Consider the following 24,240-nt stretch of genomic DNA (forward strand, 5'->3'; position numbering starts at 1 on the left):
CGTCCACCTTGCCCTGCACGGCGAAGGTATGGGCCGCGTCGTTGCTCATCAGCAAGGCGTCGATGCGCCTGCCGCCTGCGGCGTGCATCTGGGAGGCGAGGCTGCCGGCGAGCTGGTCGCTGGCCTGGTCCGGGGTGCGCCCCACGCGGGCGTCCTGCTCGTGTACGCCGCGCTGGGCGTCCTTGAACAGGGAATAGCCGGGATGGCCCGGTTCGTCCATGCGGGTAGTGTCGCGATCGTGGCGGCCTTGCTCGGTCTGGCGACGTGCGGGCTCGCCCGGTTCGAGCGGGCCGCGCAGTTTGTCGTACGCATCGATCACGCCGCCCGGAACGCCCCGCGAAATGACGGTTGCACCAGTGCGCAGGCCGTCGATGTCGCTGCGGTACTCGCTGATCATCCGTGCGTTGGTGTCTGCCAGCTGGCGGGCACTGCTGAAGACCAAGACGGACTCGGCGCCATGGAAATTGCTCATCTTGTGGGAGTCCAGCGATGAGGCGGCAGCGGCGATAGGATAGTCGCGGATCAGGAAATTGAGATCGCTGTTGCTGTACTGCGCCTTGGACAGCGCGTCGATCTCCTGCTGCCTGGCATAGATGCGCACCTCGCCAAAATGCGGCGACGCCGCGCTGACCGCATCGGCGGCCATCACGTGGTTGATCATGCTGTGGCCACCTTCCGGAATGCGGTAGCTGGACAGGCTTACTGCGCCGTAGGCGTTGAACGTTTCACCCTTCAAGCCGTAATGATGCGCGGTGATCTGGGCGAGCGAGCCGCCGAGGGAGTGGCCGGTGACGGTCACTTGGGGGGGCGATATGCCTGATTCCTCTCCAAAGCGTCGTGCCTCGGTCACCGTGCGGGCGACCAGCTGCAACGCTTGGCTGGCTTGCGGATTGCTTCGAGCGATCACCATGGCGGCGTCAGTCACAACACCATCCTTGATGAGCTCTTCGGTACCCCGATGGGCTACGACAACTTCGTTGGTGCTGACGCGTTGGTAGACCGTTCCCTGATAGCCCGTTCGTCGGTCATCAACATGTTCCAGCACTTTGTACTGGTTGCCGTTGAGATAGACCTTCTCTTCTTGACCAGGTTCCCTGCGTCCGACCTTGCGATCCACGTAGGCATCGTCGGCTAGCGCGGCGTAGTCTTGGCTGGTAATGGTCATGACTTGATTTCAGTCGCAGCCACCGTGATTGAGAAGAGCTGGTTCTGAAGCTTGGGGGCGTACTCGGTAGGTTGTTCACGCCCGCGAGCTGCATAGTCATCAATGGCAGGAAGTTCGGGGTCGTTGTTGAGCTGACCCGCACGCGGATAATCGCGCAGCGGGTAATACCGCGTATACGTCTTCCCAGCCACCAGCTCCGGCGCATCCACGAAGGTCAGGAACCGCGTCTCCTCCTGCGCACCGGTGGCCTTGAGCAGCGCACCCGCGCCGGTGAACTCCCACCGGCAGATGCCGCGCCCGTAATAGTCCTGGTCCTGCATGCGGTCCAGGTACAGCGTGCCCTGGTACTCGTCATCGGAGATGCGCGTCAGCTCCAGCGGCTCCTGGCTGGTGATGCGTGAGGCCGTGCCGGTGGCTGGCTCGATGTACCCGCACTGTTCCTCATTGACGACGTCGTACTGGGCGCTGCCGCGCACATGCTTGAACACGCCGGGCGCGCCGTGGATGCGCAGGGTGATCTGGTAGGCCTTGACCGGTGCCGGGTTGAGGGTGGCCAGGCCACGGCCGCCGGCGGCGACATCGGCTTCGGCGTTGGACAGGTCACGGCTCATGGCGGGCTCCGAACGGTTGCAGGCAGTCATCAATAGGGCGGTAAGGCAGAACAAGGTCAGTCGGTTCAAGGGGCACTCCAGCCGGGCAAACGCAACGGATCGTACAGCCGCCATCCTAGCAGCGCGGTTCGCGCGGCCTGCGGGCGACCGGTCACGATTCGCGTGGGGAACTACTCGTGCTCGGCATCGGCCAGCGGTCCGGCGCGGCAGGCCAGTACCAGCTGGGTGACGGCATCGGCACTCATCGGACGCGCCAGATGGTAGCCCTGCGCTTCATCGCAGCCCCACAGGCGCAGCAGTGACAGCTCGCTGTCGTGCTCCACGCCTTCGGCCACGGTGCGGTAGCCGAGCTGCTGGGCTAGGCGGAGAATGGCCTCCACTTTCAGCCGCGCGGTGCGCGAACGGGCCAGCCCGGTGACCAGACTCTGGTCGACCTTGATGTGGCTGATCGGCACCTCGCTGAGGTAACCGAAATTGCTGTAGCCGCTGCCGAAGTCGTCGATGGCGATGCGCACACCGGCGGCCGCCATCGCACGCAGTTGCGGCAGTGCCGCCGGGTGACCGTGCAGCCACTGGCCCTCGGTGATCTCCACTTCGATCTGCGACGGGACCAGCCCATGGATGTGCAGGCGGTTGGCCATGCCGGTCCACAGCTGTTCGTTGTCGAAGTCGCGCGGTGACAGGTTCAGCGACAGCGCAAAGCCGGGCAGCAGCCGCTGCCAGCGTGCGGCCTGCTCGAAGGCATGTTCGATCACCCACTGGCTCAGGGTGTGCATCAGCGCGGTGCACTCCAGCACCGGAATGAACTCGCCGGGGCTGACCGGGCCGAGCAGGGGATGGGTCCAGCGCAGCAGCGCCTCGGCGGATACCGGCTGGCCGGTGGCCAGGTCGTAGCGGGGTTGGTAGACCAGGCTGAACTGGTCCTGCGCGAGGCCACGTGCGGCATCGGAGGCGAGCCGGTAGCGCCGGCGCAGGTGGGCATCGCGGTCGGCCGAATACCAGCACAGGCACGCGTCGGTCTGCAGTGCGTGGTGCATCGCCACCAGGCATTTGCGCACCAGGTCGCCCGTCTCTTCGGCGGTCGCCTGGAAGTCGCACAGGCCGGCATGGAACTGCGGCGACATGGGAATGCTGCCGACCATCAACGGGCGACGCATGCGCTCGCGCAGGCGGCCCATCAGGGCTTCAATCTGCTCGCGCGAGTGGTCGCGCACGATGAAGGCGAAACGGGTCGCGGCCACGTGGTAGACCTGCGCCTGGTCCTGCAGCATCTCCTGGACGCGGAGGGAGGCTTGGCGCAACAGCGATTCCACCGGCTTCATGCCCAGCGCCTGGCCGGCGTCGTTGGCGCTCTGCAGGTCGAACACGTCCAGCAGCACGCCGGTGTAGTGGCGGGCGCCATCGGCGTGGCTGAGCAGGCTGAGGTCGGCCTGGAACTGCTGTCGGTTGGGCAGGCCGCTGACCGGGTCGCGGCGACCGAGCGACATCTTCAGTTCCATCTGGTTGACCACGATCCGCGCCAGGGTCTGCAGCTGGCGCTGTTCGGTGTCAGACAGCACGCGCGGCGCGCGGTCCATCAGGCACAGTGTGCCGAGCGCGATGCCATTGCGGGTGACCAGCGGTGCACCCGCATAGAAACGCATGGACTCGGGTCCGGTCACCAGCGGGTTGTCGCTGAAACGCGGGTCCTCGCGCAGGTCCTCGATCTGCAGGATGCCGGGCGACTGGATGGCGCAGGAACAGATGGAGTGATGGCGATCGGTGCGCTGCAGCGCCAGTCCCACGCGCGAAATCAACCACTGCGAATCGGCATCGACAATGGAGATGAGCGCGATGGGTGTGCCGAACGTAAATGCAGCCAGTTCGGTGACCGGGTCCAGCGATCGTCCCAGTGCCGGATCCATCACGTTCAGCGCTTCGATCAGCGCGATGCGTTCCAGCTCCTGGCTTCTGTCCAGCATTCCGTGCGTCCTGTCATACGGAGTACACGGCCACTATCAGCTCGATCGTGCCGACTCCATGTGAAGCAGTGCGTTCAGGCATGAAGCATTCACGCCGGCCGCCCGGTCAGTGCGACGGGGCAGGCGCCTGGAGCAGGGCCACGAGCTGGCGAAGCCGATAGGGCTTGGGCAGGAATTCCACGTGTTCAGGCAGGGGCGGAAGCTGGGAGCGGGCATAGCCGGACGCCAGGATCATGCGCGCATTGGGCAGTTTCGTGGCGACATGCTCGCTGAGTTCCACGCCGCTCATGCCGTTGGGCATGCTGATGTCGCTGAACACGACGTCGAAACCACCCGGCTCCTGGATCAGGCGCAGCGCGGCAGGGCCGTCGTCGGCGGTGTGGATCTCGATGCCGAAATCCTGCAAGGCCTGGCCGATCAACTCGCGCAGGTCCTGCTGGTCTTCGACCATCAACACGCGAAGGGGCTCAGACATGCGCGACTTCCTCAATGGCAGGTAACAACAAACGAACGGTGGTGCCGCGCCCGGGCGCGGTCTGTACATCGACGAATCCGTCGCACTGGGAAACGAATCCAAATACCTGGCTCAGGCCCAGACCGCTGCCTTTGCCGACTTCCTTGGTGGTGAAGAACGGTTCGCTGGCGCGCTCGGCGATTTCCGGTGGCATGCCTTCGCCATCATCGGTCACCGCAATGGCAACGTAGCGGCGCTGGGTGGGGTTGGCCAGGTCCGGTGCGAGGCGCTGCTCGACCCGGGCGGTGATCGTGATCGTGCCGCCCTGGGGCATCGCTTCGCAGCTGTTGAGCAGCAGGTTCAACACAGCGGTATGCAACTGTACGCCATCGGTGGTGATCTGCGGTAGGTCGAAAGGCACTTCCAGACGAAGCAGTATGTTACGCGGACAGGCGCGCTGCAGGGCAGGCAGTTCCTCCTGGAACAGGCGCGCCACCTGAAGCGGTTCACGGACCAGGGTCTGATCGGCCGAGAAGGCCAGCAGCTGCCGGGTGAGCAGGGAGCCGCGGTCGGCGGCGGCCTGGGCCAGCTCGGCCAGTTCGTGGGTGCGCGCGTCGGCCGTGGGGCGCAGCGCGATCAGATCCAGCGCGTTGCCGATGGTGGTCAGCAGGTTGTTGAATTCATGGGCCAGCCCGCGGGTTAGCCGGCCAACGCCCTCGAACTGCTGCAGCTGCTCACGGGCGCGCTGGGCGTCCTGCAGCAGCCGCTGGGCGTGGTAGCGCTCGGTGATGTCCTGGGTGACCTTGACGAAGCCGAGCAGGGCGCCATTCTCGCGCACCGCCTCGATGACCTCGCTGGCGCGGAAGCGCTCGCCGCTGCGCCGCACCCGCCAGCCTTCACCGGTGTAGCGGCCCTGCTCGCCGGCGCGGGCAAGCGTATCGCGGGCCAGGCCAAGGACCCGGTCTTCGGGGGAATAGAACAGGTCCACATGCTGCCCTACCGCCTCCTCGGCGGTGTAGCCCTTGACCCGCTCGCAGCCCCGGTTCCAGCTGCGGATACGGCCGTCCGCGTCGAGCAGGTAGATCGCATGGTCAGAGACATGGTCGATCAACAGCTTCAACTGCAGACGTTCATCTGCGAGCGACGCAACGGCGGTGACGGCCTGGACCACGGCGGCGGTTGTACTCCCCTGTAAGGGGCTGAACCGTATGAGCCGTGGTGTGAAGATCATGTCAAGAACGGGATCTATCGCGCCGCCAATTGTCGTATAACGCCGCATTCACGGTTCGGGTAACATCAGAAACCATTTTTTGACGGGACACTGCATGAACGCTGCACCGACCGCTCGCGACCGTTGGATCTGGTTGGCTTCGGCGGGCCTGATGGCCTTTACGCTCGGCCTGGAGCTGGTGGTTCCGCTGGGGTATGCGGTCTGGCTGACCTATTTCATGGCGGTGGGCATCACGTTGTTCCAGCGCCGGCTGGAGGTGCCGCTGCTGGTGGCGGTGGGTTCCTGCGTGCTGCTGGCGGTGGGTTACAACGTGGCGCCGGCCAGCACCAATTCGGCATTTTCGTTCGTCAACCGCAGCATCGGTGGGGTGTGCTTCCTGCTGATGGCGCTGACCGTGATCAAGGCCATCCAGGCACGCCGCACGGCCGCGGACGCGCTGTGGCTGCAGGAAGGCGAGAACGCGGTGACGGTGAGCCTGCGCGGCGACCCGGAGCCCCGCACGCTGGCCAATGAGGCCATGCGCGCCCTGTGCGCGCGGCTGAATGCCGATGTCGGCGCGCTGTACCGCCTGCAGGGCGACCGCCTGGTGCTGGTGGGGGGCGCGGCGCTGCCGCCGCAGCTGCCGGAGTCGTTGCCCACCGCCGCGGGGCAGTGGGGCGAGGTGGTGCGCCTGGGTGAGCCGCGCCGTCTGGAAGAAAGCGACAGCGTGCTGCACATCGAAACCGCGCTGGGCCGCACTCCGGTGCACCAGCGCCTGCTCGGGCCGGTGACCGCCGATGGCGTGGTGGTGGGCCTGGTCGAGCTGGGCCGCGCCGGCATCTCGCCTGCGCGTGGGTTGGAGCTGGACCTGCTGACGCAGTGCGCGGAACCACTCGGCGTGGCGATGCGCACGGCATTGCTGCGCGCGCAGCTGGTGGAGCTGCTGGAAGAAACCCAGCGCCAGAGCGAGGAACTGCAGACGCAGCAGGAAGAACTGCGCGTGGCCAACGAGGAACTGGAAGAGCAGAGCCGCAGCCTGCTGCATTCGCAGGCCAGCCTGGAACAGCAGCAGGCCGAGCTGGAGCAGACCAACGTGCAGCTCGAAGAGCGCACCCATGAGCTGGAAGCGCGCCAGCAGGCGCTGCTGCTGGCGCAGGCGCAGCTGGTGCAGAACAGCAAGGAACTGGAGGCCAGCTCGCGCTACAAGTCCGAGTTCCTGGCCAACATGTCGCACGAACTGCGCACGCCGCTGAACAGCTCGCTGATCCTGGCCAAGCTGTTGTCGGACAACAAGGACGGCACGCTTACCGAAGAGCAGGTCAAGTACGCGCAGGCCATCCATTCCTCCAACAACGACCTGCTGGCGCTGATCAACGACATCCTGGACCTGTCGCGGATCGAGGCGGGGCATGTTGAGCTGGCCGAAGAGAACCTGGCGGTGTCCAGCGTGCTGCAGCGGTTGAAGGAGACTTTCGAGCCGCTGGCGGCACAGAAGGGGCTGGCGCTGCGTATCCATGCCGAGGCCGATGCGCCGACCCAGCTGGTGGCCGACAGCCAGCGCCTGCAGCAGATCCTGAAGAACCTGCTGGCCAACGCGGTCAAGTTCACCGAACACGGCAGCGTCTCGCTGGTGGTCAGTGGCTCGGGGGCGGGGCGTATCCGTTTCGCGGTAAGCGATACCGGCATCGGCATCGCGCAGGCGCAGACCGAGGTGATTTTCGAGGCCTTCCGCCAGGCCGATGGCAGCACGCGCCGGCGCTACGGCGGCACGGGCCTGGGCCTGTCGATCTCGCGCGACCTGGCCGCGCGCATGGGTGGCAGCATCGCGGTGGCCAGCGAGCCGGGCCGTGGCAGCTGCTTCACCCTGGAACTGCCGCTGGTGGCCGCCTCGGCACCGCCTTCGGCGGCCCCCGACGTGCGCGCTGCGCCCGCGCCGACGCCGGTGCAGGCGCCGGCCGCCGTGTTCGGTTCGGCACATGACGGTGCGTCGCCGGTGCAGGCCCCCCGCGTGGCCGACGACCGTGGCCGACGCAGCCGTACCGGCCGGATGATCCTGGTGGTGGAAGATGACGTGGTCTTCGCCGAGGCACTGGTGAACATGGCCCACGAGCTGGACTTCGACTGCGTGGCCGCGCAGACCGCCGAGGAAGCGCTGACGCTGGCCACCGAGCTGCGCCCAAACGGGATCCTGCTCGACATCGGCCTGCCCGATGTGTCCGGCCTGAGCGTGCTGGAGCGGCTGAAGCGCGACCCGGCCACCCGCCACATTCCGGTGCACGTGGTATCGGGTCTGGAACGTTCGCAGGTGGCGATGGAACTGGGCGCCATCGGCTACGTGATCAAGCCGGCCACGCGCGAACGCCTGGTGGAGGCGATCCAGCAGCTGGAGGCGACCAGCGAGCGCGACGTGCGTCGCCTGCTGATCGTCGAGGACGACAGCGAACTGCGCTCCAACCTGCAGCTGCTGCTCGGGCGCGACCAGCTGGAGATCACCGCGGTGGGCACCATTGCCGAAGCGATGGCCGAGCTGGGCAGCTCCACCTTCGACTGCATGGTCACCGACCTGGCGCTGCCGGACGGCACCGGCTACGACCTGCTCGAACACATGGCCGGCAACGAGGCGGTCGCCTTCCCGCCGGTCATCGTCTACACCGGTCGTGCGCTGACCCGCGACGAAGAGCAGCGCCTGCGCCGCTATTCCAAGAGCATCATCATCAAGGGCGCGCGTTCGCCCGAACGCCTGCTGGACGAGGTGACCCTGTTCCTGCACAGCGTGGAAGCCTCGTTGCCAAGCGACCAGCAGCGCCTGCTGCGCGAAGCGCGGCGCCGCGACGCGGTGCTGGACGGCCGCACCGTGCTGCTGGCCGAGGACGACGTGCGCAACATCTTCGCGCTGTCCAGCGTGCTGGAGCCCCTAGGCGTGAAGCTGGAAATCGCACGCAATGGCCGTGAGGCGCTGGACAAGCTGCGCCCGGACATCGACCTGGTGCTGATGGACATCATGATGCCGGAGATGGACGGCCTGACCGCCATGCGCGAGATCCGTCGCGACAACCGCTGGCGCGACCTGCCGATCATCGCCCTGACCGCCAAGGCCATGCCCGATGACCGCGAGCACTGCCTGCAGGCCGGTGCCAATGACTACATCGCCAAGCCGATCGACGTGGACAAGCTGGTGTCGTTGTGCCGTGTGTGGTGCTCGCGCCGATGAACGAGGCCGAGCTCTTCGACCTGGAACTGCGCCTGTTGCTGGAGGCGGTGTACCAGCGCTACCACTACGACTTCCGCGACTACGCGCTGGCGTCGCTGCGGCGCCGCATGCGCCATGCGATGGCCCGTTTCGACTGCGACACCATGGGGGCGCTGCAGCACCGGCTGCTGCACGAGCCGGAGACGTTCGCGCTGGCCATGCAGTACTTCACGGTGCAGGTCTCGGAGATGTTCCGTGACCCGGCGTACTTCCGCATGCTGCGCGAACACGTCATCCCGGTGCTGCGCACCTACCCGTCGATCAAGGTATGGATCGCCGGCTGCAGCACCGGCGAGGAAGTCTGGTCGCTGGCCATCCTGCTGCAGGAAGAAGGGCTGCTGGACCGCGCCATCATCTACGCCACCGACATCAATCCTGAAGCGCTGGAAGCGGCCGAGACGGGTGCATTCACCCTGGACCGGATGGCGCAGTTCAGCCGCAACTACCTGGAGGCCGGCGGCAGCGGCTCGTTGTCCGATTACTACAGCACCGGCTATGGCAGCGTGGTGTTCGACCGGCGCCTGAAGCGCAACATCGTGTTTGCCGACCACAGCCTGGCCACCGACACGGTGTTCTCCGAAGTGCACCTGGTGTCCTGCCGCAACGTGCTGATCTACTTCCAGCGCGCCCTGCAGGACCGCGCCATCGGGTTGTTCCACGAGGCGCTGGTGCACCGTGGCTTCCTCGGCCTGGGCAGCAAGGAATCGCTGCAGTTCGGCGAGCATGCGGACGCGTTCGAGCCGTGCGCGCGTGAGCAGCGCCTGTACCGGAAGCTGGCCTGATGACCACGCCGTCGGCACAGGAATTCGAACTGGTCGTGGTGGGGGCCTCGGCCGGTGGCGTGAGCGCGCTGCAGGCGCTGCTGAGCGCCATGCCCGCCACGCTGCCGATGCCGGTGCTGGTGGTGCTGCACCTGCCGCGTGACCGTCCCAGCCGGATCGTCGACCTGCTCGACGTGCGTTGCCCGCTACCGGTGCGCGAGGCAGAGGACAAGCAGCCGCTTGTCGCCGGCACGGTGACCTTCGCGCCGCCGGACTACCACCTGCTGGTGGAGGACCGCCACAGCCTGGCGCTGTCGGTGGACCCGCCGGTGCTGTATTCGCGCCCGGCGATCGATCCCCTGTTCGTAAGCGCGGCCGAGGCGTTTGGGAGCACGGTGCTGGCGATCCTGCTGACCGGGGCCAGCAACGATGGCAGCGCGGGCGTTGCAGCCGTGCGCCAGGCCGGTGGCCAGGCCTGGATCCAGAGTCCCGATGATGCTTATTCCCCGATAATGCCCGCGGCCGCGCTGGCCCACGCCGGCGCCGATGCGGTGCTGACGCTCTCTTCTCTATGCTCGCGCATGAAAGGCCTTACCCGATGAACCTGATCGAGCCCACCTCGGCGCCTGTCTCCGATCGCGTCAACCTGCTGATCGTGGACGATGTGCCGCAGAACCTGGTGGCGATGGAAGCGCTGCTGCGCCGTGATGGACTGGATATCCTGTGTGCCGCGTCCGGTGCCGAGGCACTTGAACTGCTGCTCGAACATGAAGTGGCGCTGGCGCTGCTGGACGTGCACATGCCCGAAATCGACGGCTTCTCGCTGGCCGAGCTGATGCGCGGTTCGCAGCGCAGCCGGGATGTGCCGATCATCTTCCTCACCGCCTCGCCGAATGATCCGGTGCGTGCCTTCAAGGGCTACGAGAGTGGCGCGGTGGATTTCCTGCACAAGCCGATCGAGCCGCAGGTGATCATGAGCAAGGTCAACGTGTTCATCGAGCTCTACCAGCAGAAGCAGCTGCTCAAGGCGCGCAACCATGCGCTGGAGCGCGCGCTCACGCTCAACGAAACCATGATGGCGGTGCTTACCCACGACCTGCGCACGCCGCTGTCGGCCATCCTGCTGTGTGCCGACAAGCTGTCGCTCGACGTGCCCGATGAGCCGGCGGTGCAGCAGACCCTGGTGCACCTGGAAAACAGTGCCCAGCGCATGGCGCGGATGGTCGAGCAGCTGCTTGATTTCTCGCGCATCCGCAGTGGCGGCCTGCGCATCCAGCCGGACGAGTGCGACCTGGCCGAGGTGGCCGGCGCGGTGGTGGCCGAGATCGGCCGCGCGCATCCGCAGGCCCGGATCGAGCTGCATGTAGAAGGCGACACCCGTTTGCAGGGCGACCCGGACCGGCTGGCGCAACTGCTCTCCAACCTGATCGGCAATGCCGTGCTGCACGGTGGCACGGCGCCGGTGCAGGTAAAGGTGGAGGGTGCGCCGAACGAACCGCTGCGGCTGCAGGTGCGCAACGACGGGCAGATTCCGGAGGCGCTGCTGCCGCGCCTGTTCGAGCCGTTCAAGGCCAGTTTCCACGACAGCCGTGGGCTCGGCCTGGGGCTGTTCATCGCCCACGAGTTCGCGCGGGCGCACGGTGGCACCCTGGTGGCACGCAATCTGGACGGTGAAGTCCTGTTCGAAACCCGTCTGCAGCGCCGGGTGCGCTGAGGCGGGGCGACGGCGGCGCTGACGGGCATGGCCGCCACCTGGACACGCATGGCCTGCCACGCAGAGAGGCATGGCCTGCCACTACGGTAAACTGGGGGCCCTGCTGCCGATGCCTGCCATTGGCAGCCGCACGACGGAGCCTGCATGACCCCCGCCAGCCGCAAGACGCCGACCCCGCTGATCGATGCCCAGGTGCACGTCGAGGGATTCGTGCAGGTGCGCGAGGCGCGCCGTTCGGAGCTGGTGGAAGACTACGTGGAGTTGATCGCCGACCTCATCGCCGACGGCCGTGAGGCCCGGCAGGTGGATATCGCAACCCGGCTGGGCGTGGCACAGCCCACCGTGGCCAAGGCGCTCAAGCGCCTGGTCAAGGAAGGCTGGGCGGTACAGCGACCGTACCGGGGCGTGTTCCTGACCCCGGCCGGCGAGCAGCTGGCGGTGGAGATGCGCGCGCGCCACCAGACCGTGGAGCGTTTCCTGTTGGCACTGGGCGTGGATCCGGATTCGGCGCGCCGCGATGCCGAGGGCATCGAGCATCACGTCAGCGAGGCCACCCTGGCCGCGTTCGAGGCCTTCGTGCGCAAGAGCGATGGCCATGGTTGAGCGCCTGCCACCGCCGCCGCCGCTGGGCGTGCCGGTCCACGACCAGGACGAACACTGGATGCAGCACGCGCTGCAGCTGGCCGAACGCGCCGAGCGCGAGTTCAACGAGATTCCGGTGGGTGCGGTGCTGGTGGCGGCCGATGGCACGGTGCTGGGCGAGGGCTGGAACCTCAACATCGCCGACCACGACCCCAGCGCGCATGCCGAGATCGTGGCGATGCGGCAGGCGGGGCGGGCGCTGGCCAACCACCGGTTGCTGGGCAGCACGCTGTACGTGACCCTGGAGCCCTGCGCGATGTGCGCGATGGCGGTGGTGCATGCCCGCGTGGCGCGGCTGGTCTATGCCGCCAGCGACCCCAAGACCGGCGCCTGTGGCAGCGTGTTCGACCTGCTGGGCGATGCACGCCACAACCATCGCGTGGAAGTGCACGGCGGCGTGCTGGCCAAGCAGGCAAGCACGCGGTTGACCAACTATTTCCGCGCCAAGCGCGGCAAACCGCCGCTGCTGCTGGAATAAGTCCGCCACGTTGCGTGCGTTTTCACGACGGAGGCACGCCGCCAAGGCGGTATCATGGCGTCCTACACACCCAGGCCGGCGTTGCGACGTTGGCCCCTGCACAAGGCGAAGACATGGCGGACAACGGCGCAGAAGGCGAACGACTGATCTGGATCGACCTGGAAATGACCGGTCTGGATACCGACAACGACGCGATCATCGAGATCGCCACCGTGGTCACCGACGCGCAGTTGAACGTGCTGGCCGAAGGCCCGGAGTTCGCCATCCACCACCCGGTGGAGCGCCTGGAAGCGATGGACGAATGGAACCGCACCCAGCATCGCCGTTCGGGCCTGTGGCAGCGTGTGGTCGACAGCCAGATCACCTTGGGCCACGCCGAAGCGCAGACGGTGAATTTCCTGGCGCAGTGGATCAAGGCGGGTGCCTCGCCGATGTGCGGCAATTCGATCTGCCAGGACCGCCGGTTCCTGCACCGTGAAATGCCGCGGCTGGAGAAGTATTTCCATTACCGCAACCTGGACGTGTCCACGGTGAAGGAACTGGCCAAGCGCTGGGCACCGTCGGTGGCCGCCGGCGTGGGCAAGACCGCCAGCCATACGGCGCTGAGCGACGTGCACGATTCGATTGCCGAGCTGCGCCACTACCGGCAGTTCATGGGTGCGTTGTCGGGGCTGCCGGCGGCCTGAAGGATTGCCGGCCGCTGGCCGGCTCCACGTATGCCCGGCCCGAAACGGTAGTGCCGGCCGCTGGCCGGCTCCACGTATGTCCGGCCCGAAACGGTAGTGCCGGCCGCTGGCCGGCTCCACGTATGTCCGGCATCAAGCGGAGCCGGCCAGCGGCCGGCACTACCTCTGGCTGCATCGTGGGGAGCCGGCCAGCGGCCGGCACTACCTCTGGCTGCATCGTGGGGAGCCGGCCAGCGGCCGGCACTACCTCTGGCTGCGTCCTGGGAGCCGGCCAGCGGCCGGCACTACCGGCACGTTGTGTTCAAGCGGGCAGGGTTATCATCGGGCCATGACCCATATCGTCAGCATCACGCCGCCGCCGCTGGAATCGCAGATCCTGCCGACCTCGCAGGATTGGGCTGACCTGGAAAGGGCGGTCGCCCTGCTGGAGTCGCCCACGCTGACGGCCAAGATGGCCAACCTGATCGGTTCACCGCTGGAATTCGCGGTGAAGAAGCTGCCGCAGTCGGTGTCGCGGCGGATTCACGGGGCGGTCGAGGCCGCGCTGTTCAAATCGGCGCAGGCCGCGCTGTGGAGCATGGACAACACGCCCGGCAAGGCCGCTTCCACGCGCTGGCACAAGCTGGCCGCTGCCGCCAGCGGTGCGGTGGGCGGGGCCTTCGGCTTCACCGCGCTGTTCCTCGAATTGCCGGTGTCGACCACGATCATGATGCGCTCGGTGGCCGATGTGGCCCGCAGCGAAGGCTTCGACCTGCGCGAGATGGAGACCCGCCACGCGTGCCTGGAAGTGTTTGCGCTGGGCGGACACTCCGGCGAGGACGATGCCAGCGAGACCGGCTACTACATCACCCGCGGCTTCACCGCCGAAGTGATGCGCCACCTCTCGGCAGAACTGGCCGGCGCGGCGGTGGGCGGTGGCGGGGTGATGATCGGCCTGACCCCGAAGGAGGCCGGCAAGTGGCTGGCCAAGATCGTGGAGAAGGTGGCCGCACGCTTCGGCGTGGTGGTGACCGAGAAGTTCGCCGCGCAGGCGGTGCCGATCATCGGCGCGGTCGCCGGGGCCACCCTCAATACCATGTTCACCGACTACTACCAGGACATGGCGCGCGGCCACTTCATCGTGCGTCGCCTGGAGCGGCAGTACGGCTACGAAACGGTGCGTGCGGCATACGCAATGCTGGCGGGACAGCGCCCGTAGCGACACGCCATGCGTGTCCCCCGCAGCCCACCCGAAGCCAGCGCGCCTCCTTCCGACGGTTGGCGTGGGACACGCGCGGCGTGCCGCTACGGATCATTGCACCCGCGGCACAACTGTTTTGCGCTGGCGGGCCTGTTTGCACGCGCCTGCGATCCCCATCCTTGCACCAGACTTTCCAGCAAGGATTCCCATGCTTTTCTCCCCGTACCGCCTGGGCGCGCTGACGCTGCCCAACCGTATCGTGATGCCGCCGATGACGCGCTCGCGTGCGGGTGATGGCAACGTGGCCACGCCCCTGATGGCCGCGTACTACGCCCAACGCGCCGGCGCCGGCCTGATCGTCAGCGAGGGCACCCAGATCAGCCCGCAGGGGCAGGGCTATGCCTGGACCCCGGGCATCCATGACCCGGCGCAGATCGCCGGCTGGCGGACGGTGACCGACGCGGTGCATGCCGCCGGCGGGCGCATTTTCGCCCAGCTCTGGCACGTGGGCCGGGTCTCGCACACCGCGCTGCAGCCGGACGGTGGGGCGCCGGTATCGTCGTCGGCCCTCCAGGCCGAGGGCGTCAAGGTCTTCGTCGATGCGCAGGGCACCGGCCCGCAGGGCGGGGTGGGCGAGATGGTGCAGCATTCCATGCCGCGTGCACTGAAGATCGAGGAGATCCCGGGGATCGTGCGCGATTACGCACAGGCCGCGCGCAACGCGATCGAGGCCGGTTTCGACGGCGTCGAACTGCATGGTGCCAACGGCTACCTGATCAACCAGTTCATCGATTCGCAGGCCAACCAGCGCACCGATGGCTACGGTGGCCCGCTGCAGAACCGGCTGCGCTTCCTGCGCGAGGTCACCGAGGCGGTTGCCGCCGAAGTGGGTGCCGACCGCGTAGGCGTGCGGCTGGCTCCCTTGACCACGCTGCAGGGCGCGGTGGACGACACCCCGCAGGCCACCTACCTGGCTGCCGCGCATGTGCTGGACAGCATCGGCGTGGGCTACCTGCACATCGCCGAAGCAGACTGGGACGATGCCCCGGTGATGCCGGTGGCGTTGAAGGAAGCCTTGCGGATGATCTATCGCGGCACGTTGATCTACGCCGGCAAGTACACCGTCGAGCGCGCCGAGGAAGCGCTGGCGAAGGGCTGGGCGGACCTGATCGGTTTTGGCCGTCCCTTCATCGCCAATCCCGACCTGCCGCTGCGCCTGCAGCAGGGGCTGGCATTGAACGCGCCGGACAAGGCCACGTTCTTTGGTGGGGCAGAAGCCGGATTCACCGACTATCCCATCGCGGAAGTGGTGGAGGCGTAATCCCGCATTCCTGGTGCCGGACCGGATAGATCCACGCCCTGCGTGGCTTCGCGGCGCCGGAACGGAGAGCAGCCACGCAGGGCGTGGCTCTACGGTCAGGTGCCCGAGCAGTTGGACGCACAAAAAACCCCGCCGAAGCGGGGTTTTTCGTTATCAGCCCTTGGCCTTCAACTTGGCCAACCGCAGCCAGGTGTCGACCACGGTGTCCGGGTTCAGCGACACCGACTCGATGCCTTCCTGCATCAGCCACTCGGCCAGGTCCGGATGGTCGGACGGGCCCTGGCCGCAGATGCCGACGTACTTGCCCTTGGCGCGAGCGGCCTTGATCGCCATCGACAGCAGCTTCTTCACCGCCGGGTTCCGCTCGTCGAACAGGTGGGCCACGATCGAGGAATCGCGGTCCAGGCCCAGGGTGAGCTGGGTCAGGTCGTTGGAGCCGATCGAGAAGCCATCGAAGATCTCCAGGAACTCATCGGCAAGCAGTGCGTTGGACGGCACTTCGCACATCATGATGATCTTCAGGCCGTTCTCGCCCTGCTTGATGCCGTTCTGTTCCAGCACCTCGATCACCTTGCGACCTTCTTCCAGCGTGCGCACGAACGGGATCATGACCCACAGGTTGTCCAGGCCCATCTCGTTGCGCACGCGCAGCACGGCCTGGCACTCCAGTGCGAAGGCGGCCGAGAAGCTCGGGTCGACGTAACGGCTCGCGCCGCGGAAGCCGATCATCGGGTTCTCTTCGTGCGGCTCGTAGTTGCTGCCGCCGATCAGGTTGGCGTACTCGTTGGACTTGAAGTCCGACAGGCGCACGATGACCGGGTTCGGCGCGACCGAGGCGGTGAGGGTGGCGATGCCTTCGGCCAGGCGGTTCACATAGAAGCTGACCGGGTCGGCGTAGCCGGCGATCTTCTCGTCGATCTTCTTCCTGGTGGCCGCATCCTGGCGGTCGTACTCCAGCAGTGCGTTGGGATGGATGCCGATGTGGCTGGCAATGATCATCTCCAGGCGCGCCAGGCCGATGCCCGCGTTCGGCAGCTGGCCGAAGTCGAAGGCACGTTCCGGGTTGGCCACGTTCATCATGATCTTCAGCGGTGCCGGCGGCATGTTGCCCAGATCGGTGGTGGTGCGCTCGAACTCCAGGATGCCGTCGTAGATGAAGCCGGTGTCGCCCTCGGCGCAGCTGACGGTGACTTCCTGCCCGTCCTGGATCAGCTGGGTGGCGTTGCCCGAACCGACCACGGCCGGCACGCCCAGCTCACGCGCGATGATCGCGGCGTGGCAGGTACGGCCACCCCGGTTGGTGACGATGGCCGACGCACGCTTCATCACCGGCTCCCAATCGGGGTCGGTCATGTCGGCGATCAGCACGTCACCCGGCTGCACGCGGGCCATGTCGTCCAGCGACTTGACCACGCGCGCCACACCGGCGCCGATCTTGGCACCCACGGCGCGACCTTCGGCCAGCACCTTGCCGTCCTTCTGGCTCAGCGCGAAACGCTCGATCTGGGTGGCGTGGCCACGCGACTTCACCGTTTCCGGACGCGCCTGCACGATGAACAGCTTGCCGCTCACGCCATCCTTGGCCCACTCGATATCCATCGGGCGGCCGTAGTGCTTTTCGATGATCAGCGCCTGCTTCGACAGTTCCTGCACGTCTTCGTCGCTGATCGAGAAGGTGTTGCGGATCCCGACCGGGGTGTCTTCGATGCGCACGCGCTCACCGGGGACATCCGAATACACCATGCGGATCGCCTTGCTGCCGAGAGAACGGCGCAGGATCGCCGGCTTGCCGGCGTTGAGCGTGGGCTTGTAGACGTAGAACTCGTCGGGATTGACCGCGCCCTGTACGACCATTTCGCCCAGGCCGAAGCTCGAGGTGACGAACACCACGTCGCGGAAACCGGATTCGGTGTCCAGCGTGAACAGCACGCCGGACGAACCCACGCCCGAGCGCACCATCAGCTGCACGCCCGAGGACAGGAACACGTCTTCATGCTTGAAGCCGTGGTGCACGCGGTAGGCGATGGCGCGATCGTTGTACAGCGAGGCGAACACTTCCTTGACCTTGAGCACGACATCGTCGGCGCCGGTCACGTTGAGGAAGGTTTCCTGCTGGCCGGCGAAGGAGGCATCGGGCAGATCCTCGGCGGTGGCCGAGGAGCGCACCGCAACGGCCACGTCGCCGCCGCCGTTTTCGTCGCACAGCTGCTTGTAGGCAGTGCGGATGTCCTGGTCCAGCTGCGGCTGCAGCGGGGCATCGATCACCCAGCCGCGGATTTCCTTGCCGGCCACGGTCAGCGCAGCGACATCTTCCACGTCCAGCGTGGCCAGCTTGTCGAAAATGCGCTTGGACAGATCGTTGTGCGCGATGAAGTCCTTGAAGGCTTCAGCGGTGGTTGCGTAACCGCCGGGGACAGACACCCCCAGACCGGCAAGATTGCCGATCATTTCGCCCAGCGACGAATTCTTGCCGCCTACGCGGGCCAGGTCGGCCAAGCGCAGTTCGTGCAACCACAGGATATTCTCGTTCAAGCGCGATGCTCCGTTTGGCCATCGCCCGAGGCGGGCTTGGATGGCCACGTCCGTAGGAAGAAGCCGATATGATGCAGGGCAGACCGCCGTCGGCACAAGCTTGAATCGACGGCCTTTTTAAGCTGCAGAGGGGTAAAAAGGCACATGTCGACGATCCGTCCGGTGTTCTACGTCTCCGATGGAACCGGTATCACCGCTGAAACCATTGGACATAGCCTGCTGACCCAGTTCTCCGGGTTCAGCTTCATTACCGATCGAATGTCGTTCGTCGATGACCCCGAAAAGGCCCGTGAAGCCTGTGAACGGATCCGGGCGGCGGGGGAGCGCTACCAGGTGCGCCCCATCGTGGTCAGCTCCTGCGTGGACAGCGGGCTGAGCATCATCCTGGCCGAAAGTGGCGGGTTGATGCTTGACGTCTTCGCCCCCTTCATCGAGCCGCTGGAGCGCGAACTGGCGGTGAACCGCCATTCCCGGGTCGGCCAGGCCCACGGCATGGTGGACTTCGAGACCTACCACCGCCGCATCAATGCGATGAACTTCGCGCTGACCCACGACGATGGGATCGCCATCAACTACGACGATGCCGATGTGATCCTGGTGGCGGTGTCGCGGGCCGGCAAGACCCCGACCTGCATCTACCTGGCCCTGCATTACGGGGTGCGGGCGGCCAACTACCCGCTGACCGATGAGGACCTGGAGCAGGACCGCCTGCCACCCCGGCTGCGGCCCTACCGCAAGAAGCTGTTCGGCCTGACCATCGACCCGGACCGGCTGCAGCAGATCCGCCAGGAGCGCCGCCCGAACTCGCGCTATGCCAACCTGGACACCTGCAAGCGCGAGGTGGCTGCGGCCGAGACCATGTTCCGCATGGAGCGCATCCCGACCCTGAGCACCACCCACACCTCGATCGAGGAGATCTCCAGCAAGGTGCTGGGGACGCTGGGGCTGCAGCGCGAACTGTATTGAGCCGCCCATGAACCGGCAGGTCACGACCGTCGGTCGTGACCGGGCCGCGCCCCTTTTGGCCGGTCTCCGCCGTCCCCACGTTTGAGAGTCCAACGTGTAGGATCGAGACATGGCCCAGGCATCGCCCCGTATCGAACGCATCCCCCGGCTCAGCCGCCTGAGCTGGCTGATGGGGCTGTACGCCGAGAACTACCAGCACCTGGTGCGGCTGTTCGCGCCGGCCGAGCTGGTGCCCGGCAGCTATGTCTCCTCGGTGGGTGACGGGCTGGACGTGCGCCTGGACGTCATCGAGTGCCACCGGTACACGGTGGAACTGCGCCTGACCTACGACTTCGCGGACCCGGTCACCGGCCAGCCGGACCCGTCGGCGTACGTGCGCCTGTACCGCGACGCGCGCCAGGCCGAGACCACCCACTGCTACGTGGGCCGTCGCTGGCAGGACGTGGTGGGGATGTACCCGCCGCCGGCCGAGCTGATCAGCCACCGCATGCGCATGAACACCTTCCTGGGCAAATGGCTGGAATACCTGGCCGAGCGCGGCCATGGCGTGGCCACCCTGCGCCGCGATGACGATGCGCTGGCGGCCCCGGCCGACACCCAGCGCAGCCGCGTGACCGGCTGAAACGCCGCCCCTGCGCGGATCGCGCATAATCTGCGTTTGTGTTCCCCGAGCCCGTGCGTCATGCCCTATACCCCGATCGTGGCCACCCTTGGCTACGTGCTGTCGCCCGATGGCAAGCAAGTCCTGATGATCCACCGCAACGCCCGGCCCGGTGACCAGCACCTGGGCAAATACAATGGCCTGGGCGGCAAGGTGGAGCGCGATGAAGACGTGGCGGCGGGCATGCGCCGGGAAATCCTGGAGGAAGCGGGGATCGTCTGCGGCACCATGCGCATGCGCGGCACCATCAGCTGGCCGGGCTTCGGCAAGCAGGGCGAAGACTGGTTCGGCTTCGTATTCGTGATCGAGGACTACACCGGCACTCCGCTGACCGCCAATCCCGAAGGCAGCCTGGAGTGGGTGGACGTGGACAAGCTGGAGCAGCTGCCGCTGTGGGAAGGCGACCGCCAGTTCCTGCCGCTGGTGTTCGACGGCGACCCGCGGCCCTTCCACGGGGTCATGCCGTATCGCGACGGTGCGATGCAGTCCTGGTCGTACACCCGTCTCTGACGCCTGACCCGGTCCGGCTGGCGCCTTGGGCCGAGCGTGCCGGCTTATCCACAGGGGGTGTGGATGACCGGTGCGTAAGTTTGTGGATAAGCGCCGGCAGCGACCAGCCGCCTTGGCTGTCAAGATGGGTGGCTAAAAATTCACCGCATGTCGTAGTCCCGTGAGCGTCTCGCGAAGGGTCGCCTTCCGTGAAGGCTGTCCCGGTTTGGGCCGTCGCGGTACTCTCTTGCCATTGCCGCCCAAAGAGCCTCCATGAAACGTCACTTCACGATGCTGCGCGAGTTCCAGCTGGCCGACTGGTTCACCCTGGCCAATGCGTTCTGCGGTACCGGTGCGGTGTTCGCGGCGATGCGGTTCCTGCAGGACGGGGAGCGCAGCTACCTGCTGTTTGGCATGGCGCTGATCCCGCTGGCCTTCATTTTCGACGCGCTGGATGGCCGCATCGCGCGCTGGCGCAAATCCAGCTCGACCCTGGGCCGCGAGCTGGATTCGCTGTCGGACGTGATCTCCTTCGGCGTGGCCCCGGCCGCGCTGGCGTACGCCTGTGGCATGCAGGGCGGCTGGGACTGGCTGGTGCTGAGCTACTTCGTGTGTTGCGGCGTGAGCCGTCTGGCCCGCTACAACGTCACCGCGGAGTCGCTGGCCGGCGATGGCGACAAGGTGCCGTATTTCGAAGGCACGCCCATTCCCACCAGCCTGGCGCTGGTGGTGGTGCTGGCGGTGGCGGCCAGCATGGGCGCGATCGGCCACGACCTGTGGCTGGGCCGCTGGCAGCTGGGCCCGTGGCAGCTGCACCCGCTGGTGCTGCTGTTCGCGCTGTCCGGCTCGCTGATGATCAGCAAGACACTGCGCATTCCCAAGCCGTGACCCGGAGCCCGTTGATGTTCCCGCCCTTGTCCTGCCCCTGTGGAGCGCTGCGATGAGCACTGCCGGAAGCGGCCACGACGCCGGCGACATCGAAGCCCTGGCGCGGCAGTACTTCAGTGCCTGGGGCGATGCGCTGCGGCATGCCGCCGTGCCGCCGCAGGGCGACGCAACGGGCGCCGGGCCGGGCAGCTGGCAGCAGACCATCGAGGGTTGGGCGCAGCTGATGTCCAACCCGGGGACCCGGCAATCCGAAGACGCCGTGCACCGCTTCCGCGACCAGGCCGGTGGCTGGTACGGCACGATGCAGAAGGTGGCCGCGCGCTTTGCCGGCCAGGACAGCAGCAGTGCCGATATCGCCCAGGCCTGGCGCGAAGCCGTGGAAGGGCAGGGCGACGGCCTGCTGCAGTGGATGCTGCAGGGCGCCCGTGGCCACACCCAGCCCGGCGGGCCGGACCTGCTGGCGCTGCTGGAACGCCTGCAGCATGCGCTTGGCCCGTGGCTGCAGAGCCCGGCGTTCGGGCCGGCGCGCGAACACCAGGCGCGCTGGCAGGCGCTGGTGCGTGCGCAGCAGGAGTACCAGGGCCATGCGCGCGACTACGTGGACCAGATCAAGCAGGCGCTGGACGACGCGTTCACGTTGTTCGAACAGCGCCTGGCCGAGCACGAACAACCCGGCAACCAGCTGACCAGCGCACGCGCGATGTTCGACCTGTGGATAGAGGTGGCCGAGGAGGCCTATGCCAAGGTCGCCCTGTCCGAGCCCTTCCAGCAGGTCTATGCATCGCTGGGCAACGCCCAGATGCGGCTGCGCGGGGCGGTCCAGCAGGAAGTCGAGCGGCTCTGCGAGTCGATCGGCATGCCCACCCGCACCGAGATGGATGCCGCGCACCGGCGCATCACCGAGCTGGAGCGACTGGTCCGGCGCATGGCCGCCGGCGCTGCCCCTGCCTCGCCGGCAGCACCGGCCAGACCGGCCAAGCCCGCGAAACCGGCCAAGCCCGTCAAGCCGGCGAAAGCGGCCAAGCCCGCCAAGCCCGCCAAGGCCGCCAAGGCCGCCAAACCGGCCAAGGCCGACAGCGCAAAAGTGGTCAAACCCGACAAGCCAGCCCGGCCGCGCGCGCGCAAGGCGTCGCCATGAAGGGGCCGCTGGGGTTCAACGCCGAGGACCTGCTGCAGGAAACGCTGTCCATGCAACGCAAGTTGATGGACGGGCTGAAGCTGCTGCCCGAGGTGGACGACGTGGACTACGGCGCCACCGCACGCGAGGAAGTGTGGCGCGATGGCAAGGTGGCGCTCTACCGGTTCGTCGGCGACGAAGCGCCGGTACAGCGCACCCCGCTGCTGATCGTGTATGCGCTGGTCAACCGCCCCTACATGGTCGACCTGCAGGCCGACCGCTCGCTGGTGCAGCGGCTGCTGGCGCTGGGGCACGACGTGTATGTGCTCGACTGGGGGTACCCGGACCGCTCCGAGCGCTACCAGACGCTGGAGGACTACCTGCTGCGTTTCGTCGATGGCGCGGTGGACCATCTGGTGGCCGCCAACGACGGCGCACCGATCAACATGCTCGGCATCTGCCAGGGCGGCGTGTTCGCGCTGTGCTATGCCGCGTTGCGCCAGCCCAAGCTGGCCAACCTGGTGACGATGGTGACCCCGGTGGACTTCCAGACGCCGGACAACATGCTGTCGCACTGGGCGCGCCAGGTCGATGTGGACCTTCTGGTCGATACGCTGGGCAACATCCCGGCCGACCTGATGAATGCCAGCTACCTGATGCTCAAGCCGTTCCGGCTCAACGTGCAGAAGTACGTGGGCCTGCTGGACATCCTCGACGACAAGGCGGCGCTGGAAGATTTCCTGCGCATGGAAAAGTGGATCTTCGATTCGCCCGACCTGGCCGGCGAGGCCTTCCGTGACTTCATCAAGCAGTTCTACCAGGGCAACGGGCTGATGCACGACGGGGTGCGCATCGGGGTCGAGACGGTGCAGCTGGCCCAGGTCACGCTGCCGGTGCTGAACATCTATGCCGAACAGGACCACCTGGTGCCACCGGACGCGTCGCGGGCGCTGCGTGGGCGCATTGGCAGCACGGACTACACCGAAAGCAGCTTCCGCGGCGGCCATATCGGCATCTACGTGTCCGGCCGCGCCCAGCGTGAGGTGCCGGCCACCATCACCGATTGGCTGAAGGAACGCACGCCATGAACCGTCACGTGATGGCCGCTGCCGCTCTGGCACTGGCCCTGGCCGGCACCGCGCAGGCGGCGCCCAGCGAGACCGCCCGCCGCGAGATTGCCGGGCTGGTCGGTGCGCTGGATGGCTCCAGCTGCCGCTTCCAGCGCAATGGCAGCTGGCATGACGCCGCCGAGGCGCGTGCGCACCTGCAGCGCAAGTACGATTACCTGCTGAAGAAGGACAAGGTGGACACGGCCGAGCAGTTCATCGAGCGCGCCGCCAGCCAGAGCAGCATGAGTGGCACGCCGTACCGGATCGCCTGTCCGGGCCAGCCCGAGCAGACCGCTGCGGCATGGTTCGGGGCGCGGCTGAAGGCACTGCGCCAGTCCACCGCGCCCGCTACACATCCGGTGCGCTAACGTAGCCCTTCCACTGCCGGAGGACCCTGCCATGAACACCACCGCGCCGCGCACGTTGTCGCGCTCGCTCAACGACCGCATGATCGCCGGGGTGATGGGCGGCATCGCCCACCGGTTCGGCTGGAACGTGACCCTGCTGCGGGTGCTGTTCGTGGTGGTGTCGCTGGCCTCGGCCGCGTTCCCCGGCATCCTGGTCTACCTGATCCTGTGGCTGCTGATCCCCAACGAGGCCGATTGAGCCTGGCGCCCACGGTGCTGCGCGTCCTGCAGGGGCTGGGCGTGCTCTGGACCGTGCCCAACACCCTGATCGGACTCCTCGGTGGGGTGGCCGGGATGGTGGCCGGCGCGCGGCCGTCGTTGAACCGGCGCGACCTGGCCATCGTGTTCCGTGACTGGCCGTGGGGGCCGGGCGGGGCGATCACCTTGGGCAACGTGATCCTGCACACCGGCCCGGTCCTGGACGTGCCGTGCCGCACCTATGCCCACCAGGCCGGGCACTGCAACGAACCGGTCATCGGCCTGCACGACCATGAACGGGCACACATCTACCAGTACATGGTGCTGGGACCGCTGTACCTGCCCGTGTACCTGCTGTGCGGTGGGGTGAGCGCGCGCAACCCGTTCGAGCGCGCGGCCGATGTGTATGCCATGACCGGGCGCGGCTGGTGGCCGTGACG

Annotated in this window: 24 protein-coding genes; 18 read left to right on the forward strand and 6 right to left on the reverse strand. The window is 67.0% G+C overall.

Translation table 11 applies throughout. The features are described from left to right. The 5 genes from RT456_RS00005 to RT456_RS00025 form a co-directional block, all read right to left on the reverse strand. Nucleotides 1-1,165 (reverse strand): XVIPCD domain-containing protein (locus tag RT456_RS00005; RefSeq protein WP_313340812.1); only part of this gene is annotated, 1,165 nt, incomplete at its 3' end. Continuing rightward, nucleotides 1,162-1,776, reverse strand: a complete 615-nt coding sequence (locus RT456_RS00010; RefSeq protein WP_313340815.1) for a hypothetical protein — start codon at nt 1,774-1,776, stop codon at nt 1,162-1,164. The genes RT456_RS00005 and RT456_RS00010, both read right to left, overlap by 4 nt. A gap of 170 nt (nt 1,777-1,946) precedes the next feature. Continuing rightward, entirely contained in the window at nt 1,947-3,737 is a 1,791-nt protein-coding gene (locus RT456_RS00015) for a sensor domain-containing phosphodiesterase (RefSeq protein ID WP_313340818.1), read from the reverse strand. Nucleotides 3,738-3,843: 106 nt separating this feature from the next. Beyond that, nucleotides 3,844-4,212 carry a response regulator gene (locus RT456_RS00020; RefSeq protein ID WP_313340821.1) on the reverse strand — a complete coding sequence of 123 codons (369 nt, stop codon included), beginning with the start codon at nt 4,210-4,212 and terminating at the stop codon, nt 3,844-3,846. Beyond that, on the reverse strand, nt 4,205-5,305 hold the full coding sequence (locus RT456_RS00025) for an ATP-binding protein (RefSeq protein ID WP_313341879.1): 1,101 nt from the start codon (nt 5,303-5,305) through the stop codon (nt 4,205-4,207). The genes RT456_RS00020 and RT456_RS00025 overlap by 8 nt, the downstream gene beginning before the upstream one ends. 211 nt (nt 5,306-5,516) lie before the next feature. Between RT456_RS00025 and RT456_RS00030 the strand changes: the two genes are divergently transcribed. The 9 genes from RT456_RS00030 (at nt 5,517) to RT456_RS00070 (ending at nt 15,433) form a co-directional block, all read left to right on the forward strand. Beyond that, complete coding sequence (locus RT456_RS00030; protein ID WP_313340824.1) at nt 5,517-8,612, forward strand: response regulator; 3,096 nt, start codon at nt 5,517-5,519, stop codon at nt 8,610-8,612. Next, nucleotides 8,585-9,433 carry a CheR family methyltransferase gene (locus RT456_RS00035; RefSeq protein WP_313340826.1) on the forward strand — a complete coding sequence of 283 codons (849 nt, stop codon included), beginning with the start codon at nt 8,585-8,587 and terminating at the stop codon, nt 9,431-9,433. The genes RT456_RS00030 and RT456_RS00035 overlap by 28 nt, the downstream gene beginning before the upstream one ends. Next, nucleotides 9,433-10,014: a chemotaxis protein CheB gene (locus tag RT456_RS00040; RefSeq protein ID WP_313340828.1), complete on the forward strand. Its 582-nt coding sequence runs from the start codon at nt 9,433-9,435 to the stop codon at nt 10,012-10,014. Before RT456_RS00035 ends, RT456_RS00040 begins: the two co-directional genes overlap by 1 nt. Continuing rightward, nucleotides 10,011-11,126, forward strand: a complete 1,116-nt coding sequence (locus tag RT456_RS00045) for a hybrid sensor histidine kinase/response regulator (protein ID WP_313340830.1) — start codon at nt 10,011-10,013, stop codon at nt 11,124-11,126. Before RT456_RS00040 ends, RT456_RS00045 begins: the two co-directional genes overlap by 4 nt. 144 nt (nt 11,127-11,270) lie before the next feature. Further along, nucleotides 11,271-11,729: a manganese-binding transcriptional regulator MntR gene (gene mntR / locus RT456_RS00050; protein ID WP_313340833.1), complete on the forward strand. Its 459-nt coding sequence runs from the start codon at nt 11,271-11,273 to the stop codon at nt 11,727-11,729. After that, a complete protein-coding gene (gene tadA / locus RT456_RS00055; protein ID WP_313340835.1) occupies nt 11,722-12,246 on the forward strand; it encodes a tRNA adenosine(34) deaminase TadA in 525 nt (174 codons plus the stop codon). Before mntR ends, tadA begins: the two co-directional genes overlap by 8 nt. Nucleotides 12,247-12,359: 113 nt before the next feature. Beyond that, nucleotides 12,360-12,932: an oligoribonuclease gene (gene orn / locus RT456_RS00060; RefSeq protein WP_313341881.1), complete on the forward strand. Its 573-nt coding sequence runs from the start codon at nt 12,360-12,362 to the stop codon at nt 12,930-12,932. Between the two features lie 328 nt (nt 12,933-13,260). Then, nucleotides 13,261-14,130, forward strand: coding sequence for an EcsC family protein (locus tag RT456_RS00065; protein WP_313340837.1), 870 nt, complete (start codon nt 13,261-13,263; stop codon nt 14,128-14,130). Between the two features lie 190 nt (nt 14,131-14,320). Next, nucleotides 14,321-15,433, forward strand: coding sequence for an alkene reductase (locus RT456_RS00070; protein WP_313340840.1), 1,113 nt, complete (start codon nt 14,321-14,323; stop codon nt 15,431-15,433). Nucleotides 15,434-15,586: 153 nt separating this feature from the next. On the opposite strand, the gene ppsA is transcribed toward RT456_RS00070, so the two are convergent. Continuing rightward, entirely contained in the window at nt 15,587-17,965 is a 2,379-nt protein-coding gene (gene ppsA, locus RT456_RS00075; RefSeq protein WP_313340842.1) for a phosphoenolpyruvate synthase, read from the reverse strand. A gap of 144 nt (nt 17,966-18,109) precedes the next feature. Between ppsA and RT456_RS00080 the strand changes: the two genes are divergently transcribed. The 9 genes from RT456_RS00080 to RT456_RS00120 all read left to right on the forward strand — a co-directional run bounded on the left by RT456_RS00080 (nt 18,110) and on the right by RT456_RS00120 (nt 24,238). Beyond that, nucleotides 18,110-18,931: a pyruvate, water dikinase regulatory protein gene (locus tag RT456_RS00080; RefSeq protein ID WP_313340845.1), complete on the forward strand. Its 822-nt coding sequence runs from the start codon at nt 18,110-18,112 to the stop codon at nt 18,929-18,931. A 109-nt stretch (nt 18,932-19,040) separates the two neighbouring features. Continuing rightward, nucleotides 19,041-19,553 carry a DUF1249 domain-containing protein gene (locus tag RT456_RS00085; protein ID WP_313340847.1) on the forward strand — a complete coding sequence of 171 codons (513 nt, stop codon included), beginning with the start codon at nt 19,041-19,043 and terminating at the stop codon, nt 19,551-19,553. A gap of 60 nt (nt 19,554-19,613) precedes the next feature. Further along, nucleotides 19,614-20,102, forward strand: a complete 489-nt coding sequence (locus RT456_RS00090) for an 8-oxo-dGTP diphosphatase (RefSeq protein WP_313340849.1) — start codon at nt 19,614-19,616, stop codon at nt 20,100-20,102. A gap of 252 nt (nt 20,103-20,354) precedes the next feature. Continuing rightward, the gene (locus tag RT456_RS00095) at nt 20,355-20,969 is read left to right on the forward strand and encodes a CDP-alcohol phosphatidyltransferase family protein (RefSeq protein ID WP_313340851.1); all 615 of its coding nucleotides are present in this window, start codon (nt 20,355-20,357) and stop codon (nt 20,967-20,969) included. A gap of 52 nt (nt 20,970-21,021) precedes the next feature. Continuing rightward, nucleotides 21,022-22,107, forward strand: coding sequence for a class III poly(R)-hydroxyalkanoic acid synthase subunit PhaE (phaE, locus tag RT456_RS00100; RefSeq protein ID WP_313340853.1), 1,086 nt, complete (start codon nt 21,022-21,024; stop codon nt 22,105-22,107). Continuing rightward, a complete protein-coding gene (gene phaC / locus RT456_RS00105) occupies nt 22,104-23,174 on the forward strand; it encodes a class III poly(R)-hydroxyalkanoic acid synthase subunit PhaC (RefSeq protein ID WP_313340855.1) in 1,071 nt (356 codons plus the stop codon). The genes phaE and phaC overlap by 4 nt, the downstream gene beginning before the upstream one ends. Then, nucleotides 23,171-23,563, forward strand: a complete 393-nt coding sequence (locus RT456_RS00110) for a YfeK family protein (RefSeq protein WP_313340858.1) — start codon at nt 23,171-23,173, stop codon at nt 23,561-23,563. The genes phaC and RT456_RS00110 overlap by 4 nt, the downstream gene beginning before the upstream one ends. Before the next feature lie 31 nt (nt 23,564-23,594). Beyond that, on the forward strand, nt 23,595-23,801 hold the full coding sequence (locus RT456_RS00115) for a PspC domain-containing protein (RefSeq protein ID WP_313340860.1): 207 nt from the start codon (nt 23,595-23,597) through the stop codon (nt 23,799-23,801). Further along, on the forward strand, nt 23,798-24,238 hold the full coding sequence (locus tag RT456_RS00120) for a hypothetical protein (RefSeq protein WP_313340862.1): 441 nt from the start codon (nt 23,798-23,800) through the stop codon (nt 24,236-24,238). Before RT456_RS00115 ends, RT456_RS00120 begins: the two co-directional genes overlap by 4 nt. Nucleotides 24,239-24,240 lie beyond the last annotated feature (2 nt).

This window comes from Stenotrophomonas sp., assembly GCF_032099025.1.
Taxonomy (GTDB): domain Bacteria; phylum Pseudomonadota; class Gammaproteobacteria; order Xanthomonadales; family Xanthomonadaceae; genus Stenotrophomonas.

Bases quoted from the DNA above. Each gene is read 5' to 3' on its own strand.
- orn (WP_313341881.1), top strand. From the start codon at position 12,360: ATGGCGGACAACGGCGCAGAAGGCGAACGACTGATCTGGATCGACCTG.
- RT456_RS00040 (WP_313340828.1), top strand. From the start codon at position 9,433: ATGACCACGCCGTCGGCACAGGAATTCGAACTGGTCGTGGTGGGGGCC.
- RT456_RS00020 (WP_313340821.1), bottom strand. From the start codon at position 4,212: ATGTCTGAGCCCCTTCGCGTGTTGATGGTCGAAGACCAGCAGGACCTG.
- RT456_RS00010 (WP_313340815.1), bottom strand. From the start codon at position 1,776: ATGAGCCGTGACCTGTCCAACGCCGAAGCCGATGTCGCCGCCGGCGGC.
- phaC (WP_313340855.1), top strand. From the start codon at position 22,104: ATGAAGGGGCCGCTGGGGTTCAACGCCGAGGACCTGCTGCAGGAAACG.
- RT456_RS00045 (WP_313340830.1), top strand. From the start codon at position 10,011: ATGAACCTGATCGAGCCCACCTCGGCGCCTGTCTCCGATCGCGTCAAC.
- RT456_RS00095 (WP_313340851.1), top strand. From the start codon at position 20,355: ATGAAACGTCACTTCACGATGCTGCGCGAGTTCCAGCTGGCCGACTGG.
- phaE (WP_313340853.1), top strand. From the start codon at position 21,022: ATGAGCACTGCCGGAAGCGGCCACGACGCCGGCGACATCGAAGCCCTG.
- mntR (WP_313340833.1), top strand. From the start codon at position 11,271: ATGACCCCCGCCAGCCGCAAGACGCCGACCCCGCTGATCGATGCCCAG.
- RT456_RS00065 (WP_313340837.1), top strand. From the start codon at position 13,261: ATGACCCATATCGTCAGCATCACGCCGCCGCCGCTGGAATCGCAGATC.
- RT456_RS00015 (WP_313340818.1), bottom strand. From the start codon at position 3,737: ATGCTGGACAGAAGCCAGGAGCTGGAACGCATCGCGCTGATCGAAGCG.
- RT456_RS00070 (WP_313340840.1), top strand. From the start codon at position 14,321: ATGCTTTTCTCCCCGTACCGCCTGGGCGCGCTGACGCTGCCCAACCGT.
- RT456_RS00080 (WP_313340845.1), top strand. From the start codon at position 18,110: ATGTCGACGATCCGTCCGGTGTTCTACGTCTCCGATGGAACCGGTATC.
- RT456_RS00110 (WP_313340858.1), top strand. From the start codon at position 23,171: ATGAACCGTCACGTGATGGCCGCTGCCGCTCTGGCACTGGCCCTGGCC.
- RT456_RS00085 (WP_313340847.1), top strand. From the start codon at position 19,041: ATGGCCCAGGCATCGCCCCGTATCGAACGCATCCCCCGGCTCAGCCGC.
- RT456_RS00115 (WP_313340860.1), top strand. From the start codon at position 23,595: ATGAACACCACCGCGCCGCGCACGTTGTCGCGCTCGCTCAACGACCGC.
- RT456_RS00090 (WP_313340849.1), top strand. From the start codon at position 19,614: ATGCCCTATACCCCGATCGTGGCCACCCTTGGCTACGTGCTGTCGCCC.
- RT456_RS00030 (WP_313340824.1), top strand. From the start codon at position 5,517: ATGAACGCTGCACCGACCGCTCGCGACCGTTGGATCTGGTTGGCTTCG.
- tadA (WP_313340835.1), top strand. From the start codon at position 11,722: ATGGTTGAGCGCCTGCCACCGCCGCCGCCGCTGGGCGTGCCGGTCCAC.